The sequence below is a fragment of the Micromonospora tarensis genome (genome assembly GCF_016803395.1).
Classification (GTDB): Bacteria; Actinomycetota; Actinomycetes; order Mycobacteriales; family Micromonosporaceae; genus Micromonospora; species Micromonospora tarensis.
On sequence record NZ_JAEVHL010000184.1, the window covers coordinates 1 to 13066 of the forward strand.

The following is a 13066-nucleotide window of genomic DNA, read 5'->3' on the forward strand; positions in this document are numbered from 1 at the left end:
CTCGGTCAGGGTACGGCCCAACGCCAGCGCCGCCGGGGCCGCCAGCCGGGACGCCACCGGTTGGTCGAAGCAGTCCCGGCACGGATCGCCGTCCTCCAGGAGCAGCCGGCCACCACGCACCGACACGTCGCGGGTCGGTAGCCAACCGGCCGACGGCGACACCGTCGGTTCGAGGCGGACGGTCCGCTCGGCCGACCCGCCCCGCACCCGGACCTCGCCGGGTCGGACGGTCACCTCGACGCTCGGCCCCAGGTCGGCAGCGCCAGGCTGCCCAGGGTGGGCAACGTGATCGCACCGGCTCGCACCGGAACCCGCAACGCGGCCGGGACGCCGGCCCGGACGGCCGCGGCGATGGCGAGGGCCGGTAGCGGGTCGACCGCCGCGTCGGCACCGGGTGGCCGGGTCGACGAGTCGAGGTGACGCACCAGCCGGGGCCGGACGAACGGGTGCTCCAGGATCGCCTGAACCGCCTCCGGCACCGCCTGCTCGAGGTGGACGAGCAGTTCCCAGGCGGCGGTGGGGCCGGACCTGCCCCGGCACGCCGCCAGCAGCGCCCGGGTGATGGAGAGCTGGGTGGTGGCGAGCAGCGCCAGCGTCGACGCCGAGCCGTGCCCGGTGGCCAGGTCGTCCAGCAACGCCTCGACGGGCGACGGGGCGGACCACCCGCTCCCCGGGGCGGCGCTGGAGCCGTGCGGGGTGGGTTGGGCGGCCGGGGTGGGCGGCGGATGGGCGTCCACGGTGTGGATCAGCCGGAGCAGGTCCGGGCAGTACACCGAGGGGTTGTCGAAGCCGGAGCCGGTGCGCCAGCGGTGGGCGTACAGGCCGCCACCGCACCGGTCGACCACCGGGCAGGCCCGGCAGGTCGCGCACAAGCCCGCCAGGCCGTCCTGCCGGACGGCGACCCCGGGGTGCCGGGCGGCCTCGTCCACCGAATGGTCGAACACGTCGAACCCGGTGTCGGCCGCGCCGTGGTAGGCGGTCTTCAACGAGTCGACCTGCTCCCAACTGCCGTCCGCCTCGATCACCAGCACGTCGGCCGGCGCGAGACCGAACGCCTCGGTGCCGCCGCCGCCCGGCCGGAGCGCCTCGAACAGCCGGATCGACACCGGGCATCCGTCGTCCACCCACCGTCGGTGCAGCCGCCCCAGCCAGTCGGCGTACGGGGTGGGCTCGGGGCCTGGTCGGTGCGGGGGGTCATCCCAGGTGGCGTGCGGCAGCAGCAGGTCGACCCGGGGCGGGCTCTCGGCCACCAGTGCCTCGTACACCCGGTCGGGATCGTTGCGCACGTCGATCGTGCAGAGGATGCCGGCGTAGCTGGCTCGGTGCTCCGGCCGCCGGAGCAGGGCCAGGGCCCGCCGGACCTGGTCGTGGCTGCTGCCACCGTGGGCGAAGACCCGGTGGCGGTCGTTGGCGGCGCGGTCGCCGTCGAACGACACCCCGACCCGCACGTCGTACTCGACGAAGAGCCGACACAGCTCCTCGTCGAGCAGCACGCCGTTGGTCTGCATGCGCAGGTCGAGTCGGGCCCAGGGCGTGATCGTCGTGCGCAGCTCGGCCAGCACCTCGCGCAGCCCGGCGGCACCCAGCAGCAGTGGCTCGCCGCCGTGCAGCACCACGTGCACGACCGGCAGCCCGTGTTCGCGGGCGTGCTCGGCGATGCGCCGGGCGGCGGCCCGCACCGTGGCCGGCGGCATCCGCACCGGCCGATCACGCCAGGTCTGGTCGGCGTGCTGGTAGACGTAGCAGTGATCGCAGCTCAGGTCGCACCGGCTGTGCACCTTCAGCACGAACTGGCTGATCCGCCGGCACGACCCGCCCACGGCGGGCGGATCGCACCGGCAGGTCATCACTCAGATGGACGAGTTGAAGGCGGCCACGGCCACGCTGCCGGAGGGCACGGAGTCGTTGGTGACGACGCGTCGACGCACCGCCTCGATCAGATCGGCGTGCTCGACGACGATCCGTTCCAGCGGGGTGTGCAGGCTACGCGTGAGGTCGTCGAGGACGGGACGGGGCGAGCGGGTGGGGGCGTGGTCCACAATGAGTCTCCGGGGGCCCGGGGCGCTGGGAGCGCGAGTGGCGACGATGGCTCGAAAGGCTCTGGTCCGTGACCAGGATAGACAAATATCGACCCAGTGTCACCGTCGGTACGACCGCCGGCACCAAGGGTGGCAACGGGTTGACCGGAAGGAGCGCACATGTGCCGGAGCATCAAGACCCTGCGGGAGCCGTTCACCCCGCAGGTGACCGACGCTGACGTCGAGGCGGCGGCGTTGCAGTACGTCCGGAAGATCTCTGGCTTCCGGGCGCCCGCCGCGCACAACGCCGCCGCGTTCGACGCCGCGGTGGCCGCCGTGGCCGAGGCGACCCGCACCCTGCTCGACCACCTGGTGGTACGAGGTGCCGGATCGGGCACCTCGACCACCCGGGCCTGACCCCGGGCGGGTCAGGCCGCGGCGAGCGCCGGGGCGACGGTGTCGGGCGCCCACCGCGAGCGGTGGCACTGCGACCAGCCCCGGCAACCCGGGTCGCCCAGCGAGCAGAGCCGCAGCTTGCTGAGCACCTCGCCGTCGTCGGTGTCCCGCACCTCGAAGTGCACCGGACGGACCGTGCCGTCCGGGGCGACGAGCAGGTGCCGACCCGCGTCGAGCGTGTCGTCGCGCAACAGGCAGTTGCGGCCGAGCAGTCGAGCGAGCGCGGCGATGCTGGCGTGCTCGGAGAGCCGCTCGGGCACCCCGTAGCAGTCCACGACCGTCGCGAACTCGCCCGGCGCCTCCCAGACGTCACAGACCACCGCGTACGCCGGCAGCCGCGCCGGGTCGGCCGCCGCCAACGGCATCACCACCCGACCAAGCGCCTCGGCCAGCGCCGGGTAGACCTCCACGGGTCGCACCCCGTCGATTCTCCAGTTCCACAGCTCGGTCATTCCGCCTCCTCGCTGCGTTCGTCCCACCGGCCTCCGGATCGGGCCTTACTCACGATGGTGGGGGGCATTTGACCCCAGCCGGGGGCAAGTTACCGGTCTGTGACCATTCCGGGCAAAATTTCCCTGAGCAGCATTGCTCGGAGTAGCGGGAAGGTGACAGTTTATCGGGTATCGTGCCCCGTCCACACCACCCCCGCCGCGTGTCCGGGCGGTGACCGGACACCGTCGTGTTCGTGATCGATCACGCCCACCGTGGCCTGGGCGGCGCCGCCGGCCGGTTGGTTCGCCACCGGCGTTCGGGCCGGTCAGCGCAGGACGACCCGGTGCTCACCACGGGGCAGCAGCTCGCCCACCACGGGCGCGCCGGGCACCTCGCCGGCGACCAGCAACCCGCCCGAGGTCTGCGCGTCGGCCAGCAACAGCCGCTCGGCCTCGCCGGCCGCGCCGAAGTCGGTCCACGGGGTCACCCAGTCCAGGTTGCGCCGGCTGCCGCCGCTGACGAACCCGTCGCGCACCGCCTCGCGCGCGCCGGCCAGCAGGGCACCCGGGCGATGTCGATGGCCACCGTGAGCTGGCTGGCCCGGGCCAACTTCGAGGCGTGCCCGAGCAGCCCGAACCCGGTCACGTCGGTGCCACACCGGATGCCGGCGGCGACCGCCGCACGCGCGGCGTCCCGGTTGAGCGCGCTCATCGTCGCCACCGCCTCCGGGAAGCTCTCGCCGGTGGCCTTGTGCCGGGTGTTCAGCACGCCCACCCCGAGCGGCTTCGTCAGCGACAACGGCACCCCGGCCCGACCCGCGTCGAGGGTGATCAACTCCTCCGGCCGGACCGTGCCGGTGACCGCGAGTCCGTACTTCGGGCCGTCGTCGTCCACGCTGTGCCCGCCGGCCAGGTGACAGCCCGCCTGCCGGGCCACGTCCTGGCCGCCGCGCAGCACCTCCCGGGCCAACTCGAGCGGAAGCACGTCACGTGGCCAACAGAGCAGGTTGAGCGCCACCAGTGGGGTGCCGCCCATCGCGTACACGTCGGAGAGCGCGTTGGCCGCCGCGATTCGCCCCCAGTCGTACGCGTCGTCGACCACCGGCGTGAAGAAGTCGGCGGTGCTGACCACACCGGTCCGCTCGTCCAGGCGCACCACCGCCGCGTCGTCGCCGTGATCCAACCCGACCAGCAGCTCCGCGGTGCCGGTCGCCGGGCCGAGGCCGGCCACCATGATCTCCAACTCGCCCGGAGGGATCTTGCAGGCGCAGCCGCCGCCGCGGGCGTACTTCGTCAGCCTTACCGCATCGGTCATTCCCTCATGATCTCGACAACGCACCACGATCGCCACCGTCACCACCCACCCGGTGACCGAAATCGGACCCCCGACGACGATCGCGACCGGTGTTACCGCTCCGTGACCCGCTGGGTTGCGTTCTGCCACATCAGGCCGCCTACAGTGGCCGCACCGGGGGTCAACCGACCCCGATCCGGGATACGACAGGGGACGGTGGACGACGTGACGACGGGCGAACCGCTCATCGTGCTGGACGCGGTCAACAAGTGGTTCGGACCGCTGCACGTGCTGGACGACGTCTCACTGTCGGTGGGCCGGGGCGAGGTGGTCGTGGTGATCGGCCCGTCCGGCTCCGGCAAGTCGACGTTGTGCCGCGCCATCAACCGACTGGAGCCGATCAACTCCGGCACCATCACCTTCGACGGCCGGCCGCTGCCGGCCGAGGGCAAGCCCCTCGCGAAGCTGCGCAGCGAGGTGGGCATGGTCTTCCAGTCCTTCAACCTCTTCGCCCACAAGACCATCCTGGAGAACGTCACCCTCGGCCCGGTCAAGGTCCGCAAGGAGAAGCCGGCCGCCGCCCGCGAGCGCGGCCTGGCGCTGCTCGACCGGGTCGGCATCGCCAACCAGGCGGACAAGTTCCCGGCCCAGCTCTCCGGCGCCAGCAGCAGCGGGCGGCGATCGCCCGCGCGCTGGCCATGCAGCCCAAGGCGATGCTCTTCGACGAGCCGACCAGCGCGCTGGACCCGGAGATGGTCGGCGAGGTGCTGGACGTGATGACCTCACTGGCCAGCGAGGGCATGACGATGGTCGTGGTCACCCACGAGATGGGCTTCGCGCGGCACGCCGCGAACCGGGTCATCTTCATGGCCGACGGCAGGCTGGTCGAGGACGCCTCCCCGACGGAGTTCTTCGAGAACCCGCGCAGCGAGCGGGCGAAGGACTTCCTCTCCAAGATCCTCACGCACTAGGCGTCCGTAGTGGAGCGCGCCGACCACCGGCGGGCTCCGTTGAAGAAGGAGAAGAGTATGCGTATGAAGCGCGTGGCGGCGGTCGCCATGATGGCCTCCCTCGCCCTGTCGGCCGCGGCCTGCGGCAAGGAGGGTGAGCCGACCCCGAGCGCGGGCGGAACCGCCTCCGGTGCCGCCCAGTCCGACACCTGCAAGAGCTCCGGCGCGACCTTCACCCCCAAGACGGATGCGGCCGTGGCTGGCAGCCCGACCTTCGACAAGATCAAGGCGGCCGGCAAGGTCTCCATCGGGGTCAAGTTCGACCAGCCGAACCTCGGCTACAAGGACGCCCAGGGCAAGCGGTGCGGCTTCGACATCGAGATCGCCCAGTACGTGGCGAGCACGCTGGGCATCGACCCGGCGAAGATCGAGTACAAGGAGATCGCGTCCGCCAACCGGGAGACCGCGATCAAGGGTGGTGAGGTCGACTACTACGTCGGCACCTACTCGATCACCGACAAGCGCAAGAACGACATCTCGTTCGCCGGCCCCTACTTCGTGGCCGGCCAGGACCTGCTGGTCCGCAAGGACGAGACGTCGATCACCGGCAAGGACAGCCTCAAGGGCAAGAAGGTCTGCTCGGCCACCGGCTCGACCCCGATCCAGAAGGTCCGCGACGAGGGTCTGACCGAGCCGAACAACATCGTCGAGTTCAAGACCTACTCGGAGTGCGTCTCGCAGCTGCTGGACAAGAAGGTCGACGCCGTCACCACCGACGACGCCATCCTCAAGGGCTACGCGGCGCAGAGCCCGAGCGAGCTGAAGGTGGTCGGCCAGCCGTTCAGCACCGAGAAGTACGGCATCGGCCTGCCGAAGGACGACAAGGCGCTGCGCGACTACGTCAACAACCAGATCGAGGCGTCGTTCAGCAACGGCACCTGGCAGAAGATCTACGACGGCACGCTCGGCCTCTCCGGCTCGGCGGGCACCCCGCCCACCCTCGAGCGGTACTGAGCGAGCGGCTCGACACGAGTTGTGGCGCCGGGCGGGGCTGGTCCCCGTCCGGCGTCCGTCCGAGGACTGAGAGCGAGGCATGGGCGAGTTCTTCCGGGTACTGACGGACAACGGGCAGCTGTTCGTCGAGGGATTTACCAACACCGTCCAACTTTTCCTGATCGCCGCGGTCGGCAGCCTCGTCCTCGGCACGCTGCTCGGCGCGATGCGGGTCTCCCCCGTACCGGCGCTGCGGGCGTTCGGCGCCACCTACGTCAACCTGGTGCGCAACACCCCGCTGACGCTGGTCTTCGCGTTCCTCGTGTTCGCGGTGCCGAAGCTGGACGTCAACATCGACTACTTCGCCAGCGCCACCATCGCGCTGACCGTCTACACCTCGGCGTTCGTCTGCGAGGTGATCCGCTCCGGCGTGAACACCGTCGCCGCGGGGCAGGCCGAGGCGGCCCGCGCGCTCGGCATGACCTTCGGTCAGGTGCTGACGCTCATCGTGCTGCCGCAGGCGCTGCGGGCGATGGTCCCACCGATGATGAGCGTGTTCATCGCGATGCTGAAGAACACCACGATCGCCGCCGGTTTCTCGGTGCTGGAGGCCGGCGCGATCCCCGCGTACATGGCCGAGCGGGGCGAGCCGCAGTTCGCCGTCCTGCTCTGGATCACCATCGGCTTCCTGATCCTGATCCTGCCGCTGGTGGCCCTGCAGCGGTTCCTCGAACGCAAGTGGCGGGTGGCGCGGTGAGCCCCGCAGTCGCGAACGGAAGGTGCGCGGTGAGCGCGAGGAGTGAGCTTGCGAGCCCCGCAGTCGCGAACGGAAGGTGGTTGAGTTGAGCCAGGCGTCGATCCTCTACGACCTGCCCGGGCCGCGCGCCAAACGGCGCAACGCGATCCTGGGCGTGGTCTCCACCGCCGGCATCATCGCCCTGCTCGCCTACATCGGCTACAAGTTCGCCGACACCGGCCAGTTCGAGGCCCGCAAGTGGGAGCAGTTCCAGTACGCCTCGGTGCAACGCGAGCTGCTCGGCGGCCTGTGGGCGACGCTGAAGGCGGCCGGCATCGCCGCGGTCCTGGCGCTGCTCTTCGGCGCGGTGTTCGCCAGCGCCCGGCTGAGCGACAAGTGGATCCTGCGCACCCCGGGCACCTTCGTGGTCGAGCTGTTCCGGGCGATCCCGCTGCTCATCCTGATCTTCTTCGGCTACTACGTGCCGTTGCAGTACGGCTGGTCGATCGACAAGCTGTGGGCGCTGGTCATCGGGTTGATGCTGTACAACGGCTCGGTGCTCGCGGAGATCTTCCGGGCCGGCATCAACGCGGTGCCGTACGGGCAGACCGAGGGCGCGTACGCGATCGGCATGCGCAAGAACCAGGTGCTGCGGCTGATCCTGCTGCCGCAGGCGGTCCGGTCGATGCTCCCGGCGATCGTCAGCCAGCTCGTCGTGCTGCTCAAGGACACCGCGCTGGGCTTCATCATCACGTACCCCGAGCTGCTCTTCGTGGGTAAGCAGATCGGCGGCCGGCTGCCGTTCGGGCTGCCGTACGTGCCGGCGTACCTGGTCGTGGGGGCGATGTACATCGCCATCTGCGGTGCGCTGTCGGTGCTGGCCTGGTGGTTGCAGAAGCGGATGGGCCGGAGCCGGCGGACGGCGGCGAAGGTGCTGCCCGCCCAGGCCACCGGCGAGGACGCCGCCCGGATGGTGTGACCGGTCCGCCCGGCGCGCGATCAACTCCAGTTCGTTGAAATCGGGGTGTCCCCTCCTTGGGGACACCCCGATTTCGCTGACCTCGGGTGGTGGTTGAGCCGCTCAGCGGGCGATCTCGGTGACCCGGGACTCGCGGACCACGGTGACCCGGATCTGACCCGGGTAGGTCAGCTCCTCCTCGATCTGCTTGGCCACGTCGCGGGCCAGCACCGCCGCCCCGATGTCGTCCACGTCGTCGGGTTTGACCATCACCCGGATCTCCCGGCCGGCCTGCATGGCGAAGACCTTGTCCACGCCGAGCTTGCCGGCGGCGATCTCCTCGATCCGCTCCAGCCGCTTGACGTACGCCTCCAGGCTCTCCCGGCGCGCGCCCGGTCGACCACCGGAACAGGCGTCGGAGGCCTGGGTGAGCACGGCCTCGATGGTCTGCGGCGGCACCTCGTTGTGGTGCGCCTCGATGGCGTGCACCACGTCCTCGTGCTCGCCGTACTTGCGGGCCAGATCGGCCCCGATGATGGCGTGGCTGCCCTCCACCTCGTGGGTGAGCGCCTTGCCGATGTCGTGCAGGAACGCCGACCGTTTGATGATCGGCACGTCCAGCCGCAGCTCGGCGGCCATGATGCCGGCGATGTGCGCGGTCTCCACCAGGTGCTTGAGCACGTTCTGGCCGTACGAGGTGCGGTAGCGCAGCCGACCGAGCAGGGTCACCAGCTCCGGGTGGATCTCGGTGATGCCGACCTCGACCAGGGCGTCCTCGGCGGCGCGCAGACAGAGCTGCTCGACCTCCTGCCGGGCCAGGTCGTAGACCTCCTCGATGCGGTGCGGGTGGATGCGCCCGTCCAGCACCAGCTTTTCCAGCGTGAGCCGACCCACCTCGCGGCGGACCGGGTCGAAGCAGGAGAGCAGCACCGCCTCCGGGGTGTCGTCGATGATCAGGTTGACCCCGGTCACCGACTCGAAGGCGCGGATGTTGCGCCCCTCCCGACCGATGATCCGCCCCTTCATCTCGTCCCCGGGCAGGTGCAGGACGCTGACCACGCTCTCCGCGGTCTGCTCGCTGGCGACCCGTTGGATCGCGTCGACCACGATGTGTCGGGCCCGCTGCTCGGCGGTGTTGCGCGCGTCGGCCTCGATGTCCCGCACCAGCAGCGCCGCCTCCCGCTTGGCCTGCGTCTCGATCGCCTCGACCAGTTCCAGGCGGGCGGACTCCGCGGTCAGCCCGGCGATTCGTTCCAGCTCCCGACGGCGCAGCTCCTCCGACTCGGCCAGCTCGGTCTCCCGCTGGGCGAGTGCCGACTCCCGGGCGGCGAGGGCGGCGCTGGCGGCGGTGAGCTGCCGTTCCCGCTCGGCGAACCGCTCCACCTCCTCGGTGTGCATCCGCTCCCGCTCGTCCATCCGCGCGGCGCGGCGCTCCACCTCGGCGGCCTGCTCCCGGGTGGTGGCGGCGAGCACCGCGACCTCCCGCTCGCCGCTGCGCCGGGCTGCCGTGCGCAGCTGTTCGGCGTCCGCCTCGGCCTGCTTGTGGGCGCGCTCCAGCACGGTGTCCGCCTCCGCGCGGGCGTCGTCGAGGACCCGGCGGGCCTCGGCACGGGCCGCCTTCGCCTCGGCCTTCGCCGCCGCCGCCTCGGTACGCGCCGCGGCCGCCGCGGACTTCGCCACGTCGATCGTGCTGTTCGCCTCGTCGGCCGCGGTCCGCAGGGCGGCCAGCGACTGCTCCTGGCGGTCCTTCTCGGCGATGAAGGCGGGATCCTCCGGGGCCGGCGCGGCGCCCATCCGGCGCAGCGTCCGGACGCCGACCAGCACGGCCCCGATCACCACCACCGCGAGGACGAGGACGGCCGCGAGGAGCACGACATCGAAGGCGTTCATGCCGGGACCCTGTCGGGTCTACCGGTGAACCTGTGCCGCCGCCCCGTCATGGCCGCCTCCCCTAACGTCGAGACCGCAGCGACCGTGCCGGGGGCACACTCCTGCGGCTGTGGATGCCCGACCGGAGCGGCTGGCCGTGGGTAGCTTTCTCCGCCGGCGGTGCCCAGGGGCAGCGTCGGCGGCCGGGTGCAGTTGTCGCAGCGCTCCGGACCGGCCTGTCCGGAACTGCCACCAAAGGCCGTGGAGTCGGCCAAAGTGATGCTGTTCTGTTACGAGATCTATGTTGTGCACTTAGCCTGCGTTGGTCGGGCAATGTGAGCCTGTATGGCGAGGCTAGGTCGCCGGGGGTGCTCTGGTCAAGGACTCATGATCAAACCCCCCAAACGGAGAGAAGTTGAGTCGTCACTGATTGCTGATAGCGTTGCGGACACTGACGGACAAACACGGCGAGGTGATCGCCCTCGATCCGGATGTCGTACCTGTTCAGCTACGGAGAGAGCCGATCGGCGAGCCGCCTATGTGACACCTGCGACCCCGCGCCCCGGCCCGCTCTCAAGATCTCGAAGTCACTCGGACGAGCGGCTGTCGCGGTCCAACTCACCCTCGGCGTCGGCGAGCGCGTCGGCGTCTATCTGCTCGGCGAACTCGGCCGCCTCGGCGCTCTGCGCGGCGAGCGCGTCCTTCACCGCCCGGATCGCCACACCGGGCGGGTAGCCCTTGCGGGCCAGCATGCCCACCAGCCGGCGGAAGACCGCGTCCGGTTCACCCCGGGCGGTGCGCAGCTTGCGCTCCACCAGGGCACGGGCGGTGTCGGCCTCGGTCTCCTCGTCCAGCTCGCCGAGCGCCTCGGTGGCCACCTCGCCGTCCACGCCCTTGCGGCGCAGCTCGTTGGCGAGCGCCCGGCGGGCGAGGCCACGGCCGGCGTGCCGGCTGGACACCCAGGCGCGGGCGAACGCGGCGTCGTCGATGATGCCGACCTCGTCGTACCGGTCGAGCACCTCGGCCGACACCTGCTCGGAGATGCCCCGCTTGGCCAACGCCCCGGCGAGCTCGGCGCGGGTGCGCGGCCGGACGGCGAGCTGGCGCAGGCAGATCTCGCGGGCCAGCTCCGACTCGTCGCGCGGCGTGGACGCCGGCTCATCCGCCGGCGACTCGGCCCGGCGCCCCCGGCGGGGACGCGGCGGATCAGCGGCGTCGCCCGTACGAGGCGGACTGGCATCCCAGCCTCGCCCCGTACGGGCGCGTCGTCCTGCCATCGGTCAGCGACCGGTCAGAAGTCGACCGGCGGCAGCTCCGGGCCACCGGCGGCGTCACTCGCGCCGATCCCGACGCCGAGCTTCTCCAGGATCTTCTTCTCGATCTCGGCGGCCACGTCCGGGTTCTCCTTCAGGAACTCCCGGGCCTTCTCCTTGCCCTGGCCGAGCTGGTCACCGTCGTACGTGTACCACGCGCCGGACTTGCGGATGATCGCCTGCTCCACGCCGACGTCGATCAGCGAGCCCTCCCGCGAGATGCCCTTGCCGTACATGATGTCGAACTCGGCCTGCTTGAACGGCGCGGCGACCTTGTTCTTCACGACCTTGACCCGGGTGCGGTTACCGACCACGTCGGTGCCGTCCTTGAGGCTCTCGATGCGGCGCACGTCGAGCCGGACCGAGGCGTAGAACTTCAGCGCCCGACCACCGGTGGTGGTCTCCGGACTGCCGAACATCACGCCGATCTTTTCCCGCAGCTGGTTGATGAAGATCGCCGTGGTGCCGGTGTTGCTGAGCACACCGGTGATCTTCCGCAGCGCCTGGCTCATCAGCCGGGCCTGGAGACCCACGTGGCTGTCGCCCATCTCGCCCTCGATCTCGGCGCGTGGCACCAGGGCCGCCACCGAGTCGATCACGATGATGTCCAGCGCGCCGGAGCGGATCAGCATGTCCGCGATCTCCAGCGCCTGCTCGCCGGTGTCCGGCTGGGAGACCAGCATCGCGTCGGTGTCGACACCGAGGGCCTTCGCGTACTCCGGGTCGAGCGCGTGCTCGGCGTCGATGAAGGCCGCGATGCCACCGGCCCGCTGGGCGTTGGCCACCGCGTGCAGCGCCACGGTGGTCTTACCGCTGGACTCGGGACCGTAGACCTCGACCACCCGGCCGCGCGGCAGACCGCCCACGCCGAGCGCCACGTCGAGCGCGATGGAGCCGGTCGGGATCACGGCGGTCTGGATGACCGGCCGCTCCCCCAGCCGCATCACCGAGCCCTTGCCGAACTGCTTGTCGATCTGAGCGAGAGCAAGGTCGAGTGCCTTCTCCCGGTCAGGCCCTGCTGCCATGGTTGCCACCCCTGCCTTCGCCGGCGTCTTTGCTGAGCTTCGCGTCACGCGGACACGCTAGGCGCTGGGTCCGACAGAAAACCAGCCGACGGGCCGCGAGCTGTGGACGAGCACCCCGCTGTGGACAATAGCCGAACAGGTGTACGACTCGACAAGCGACACGCGGAAGCGGCGAAAAGGCTGCTCAGCGTAGTCGGGCGGGCACTCGGTCGGGGTACGCGGCGCAGACCGCCCGCCACACCACGTGCGTCTGCTCCCCCGACGCCAGCGCCTGTTCGATGGTCCGCCCATCGAGCTGGGACAGCACCTGGTCGCGGGCGATGCTGGCCGCGTAGCCCGGCCCGAACGCCTCCTCCAGCCGCGCCCAGAAGTCGGTCAGCCGCACGTGATCAACCCTCCTCTCCCGGTGCCCCGGTCGGCACCGGGCGCAACGCTAGCGCCACCAGGGGCGCCGTCGCGACCGCCGCGAGCAGGGTGAGCACGGGATAACCGGCGAACTGCATGACAAACCCGCTGACCACGGCGGCACCGGCCCCGGCCAGGCCCATGATCAGGTCGGACAGCCCCTGGACGCTCGGCCGCACGTCCGCCGGCACCGACTCGGACAGCAGCGTCGAGCCGGCCACCATCGTCCCCGACCAGCCCAGCCCGAGCAGGACCAGACCCACCGAGAGCCGGGGCGTGTGGTGCCCGGCGGTGCCGGCGACCGCGCAGGCGGTCAGCAGCAGCCCGACCCCGCCGAGGATCACCGCGCGTCGGCCGAGCCGGTCGGTGAGCCAACCGACCACCGGAGAGAACGCGTACATGCCGGCGATGTGCAGGCTCAACACGATGCCGACCAGCCGCAACACGTCGGCGTCGGCGTGCGACTCACCGAGCCGCACCGGAGTCATCGCCATCACCGCCACCATCACCAGGTGACCCACCGCCACGGCGGCGATGCCGAGTCGGGCGGCGGGCTGTCCGCGTACCACCGACCAGGCCGCCCGCATCCCGGCGCCGCGCGGCGCCGCGCGACCCCGA

13 protein-coding genes and 2 pseudogenes are annotated in these 13066 nt (G+C 71.1%); 5 read left to right on the forward strand and 10 right to left on the reverse strand.

Features of this window, described 5'->3' with window-relative positions; translation table 11 throughout:
• The 3 genes from JM949_RS26295 to JM949_RS26305 form a co-directional block, all read right to left on the reverse strand.
• A partial coding sequence (locus tag JM949_RS26295) for a hypothetical protein (protein ID WP_203150946.1) occupies positions 1–234 on the reverse strand: 234 nt, incomplete at its 3' end.
• Positions 231–1820, reverse strand: a complete 1590-nt coding sequence (locus JM949_RS26300) for an FxsB family cyclophane-forming radical SAM/SPASM peptide maturase (RefSeq protein WP_203150947.1) — start codon at positions 1818–1820, stop codon at positions 231–233. The genes JM949_RS26295 and JM949_RS26300, both read right to left, overlap by 4 nt.
• Positions 1821–1850: 30 nt before the next feature.
• Complete coding sequence (locus JM949_RS26305) at positions 1851–2039, reverse strand: hypothetical protein (protein WP_203150948.1); 189 nt, start codon at positions 2037–2039, stop codon at positions 1851–1853.
• Positions 2040–2198: 159 nt separating this feature from the next.
• Between JM949_RS26305 and JM949_RS26310 the strand changes: the two genes are divergently transcribed.
• Complete coding sequence (locus tag JM949_RS26310) at positions 2199–2435, forward strand: DUF2277 family protein (RefSeq protein ID WP_203150949.1); 237 nt, start codon at positions 2199–2201, stop codon at positions 2433–2435.
• Positions 2436–2446: 11 nt separating this feature from the next.
• Here the strand turns inward: JM949_RS26310 and JM949_RS26315 are convergent, their stop codons facing one another.
• Positions 2447–2926, reverse strand: coding sequence for a hypothetical protein (locus JM949_RS26315; RefSeq protein ID WP_203150950.1), 480 nt, complete (start codon positions 2924–2926; stop codon positions 2447–2449).
• A 305-nt stretch (positions 2927–3231) separates the two neighbouring features.
• Positions 3232–4220, reverse strand: a pseudogene (gene selD, locus JM949_RS26320) (selenide, water dikinase SelD).
• Positions 4221–4415: 195 nt separating this feature from the next.
• Between selD and JM949_RS26325 the strand changes: the two are divergent.
• The 4 genes and pseudogenes from JM949_RS26325 (at position 4416) to JM949_RS26340 (ending at position 7857) form a co-directional block, all read left to right on the forward strand.
• Positions 4416–5170: pseudogene (locus JM949_RS26325) on the forward strand (amino acid ABC transporter ATP-binding protein).
• A gap of 57 nt (positions 5171–5227) precedes the next feature.
• Entirely contained in the window at positions 5228–6163 is a 936-nt protein-coding gene (locus JM949_RS26330; protein ID WP_203150951.1) for a glutamate ABC transporter substrate-binding protein, read from the forward strand.
• 79 nt (positions 6164–6242) lie between these two features.
• Entirely contained in the window at positions 6243–6899 is a 657-nt protein-coding gene (locus JM949_RS26335) for an amino acid ABC transporter permease (protein WP_203150952.1), read from the forward strand.
• Positions 6900–6984: 85 nt separating this feature from the next.
• Entirely contained in the window at positions 6985–7857 is an 873-nt protein-coding gene (locus tag JM949_RS26340) for an amino acid ABC transporter permease (protein WP_203150953.1), read from the forward strand.
• A 102-nt stretch (positions 7858–7959) separates the two neighbouring features.
• On the opposite strand, the gene rny is transcribed toward JM949_RS26340, so the two are convergent.
• The 5 genes from rny to JM949_RS26365 form a co-directional block, all read right to left on the reverse strand.
• A complete protein-coding gene (gene rny / locus JM949_RS26345; protein ID WP_203150954.1) occupies positions 7960–9726 on the reverse strand; it encodes a ribonuclease Y in 1767 nt (588 codons plus the stop codon).
• 566 nt (positions 9727–10292) lie between these two features.
• Complete coding sequence (locus JM949_RS26350; RefSeq protein ID WP_203150955.1) at positions 10293–10982, reverse strand: regulatory protein RecX; 690 nt, start codon at positions 10980–10982, stop codon at positions 10293–10295.
• A 14-nt stretch (positions 10983–10996) separates the two neighbouring features.
• Positions 10997–12043: a recombinase RecA gene (gene recA / locus JM949_RS26355; protein WP_203150956.1), complete on the reverse strand. Its 1047-nt coding sequence runs from the start codon at positions 12041–12043 to the stop codon at positions 10997–10999.
• 184 nt (positions 12044–12227) lie between these two features.
• Positions 12228–12428 carry a DUF3046 domain-containing protein gene (locus tag JM949_RS26360; RefSeq protein WP_074318010.1) on the reverse strand — a complete coding sequence of 67 codons (201 nt, stop codon included), beginning with the start codon at positions 12426–12428 and terminating at the stop codon, positions 12228–12230.
• A gap of 4 nt (positions 12429–12432) precedes the next feature.
• On the reverse strand, positions 12433–13066 hold a 634-nt coding region (locus tag JM949_RS26365; protein ID WP_203150957.1), incomplete at its 5' end, for an MFS transporter.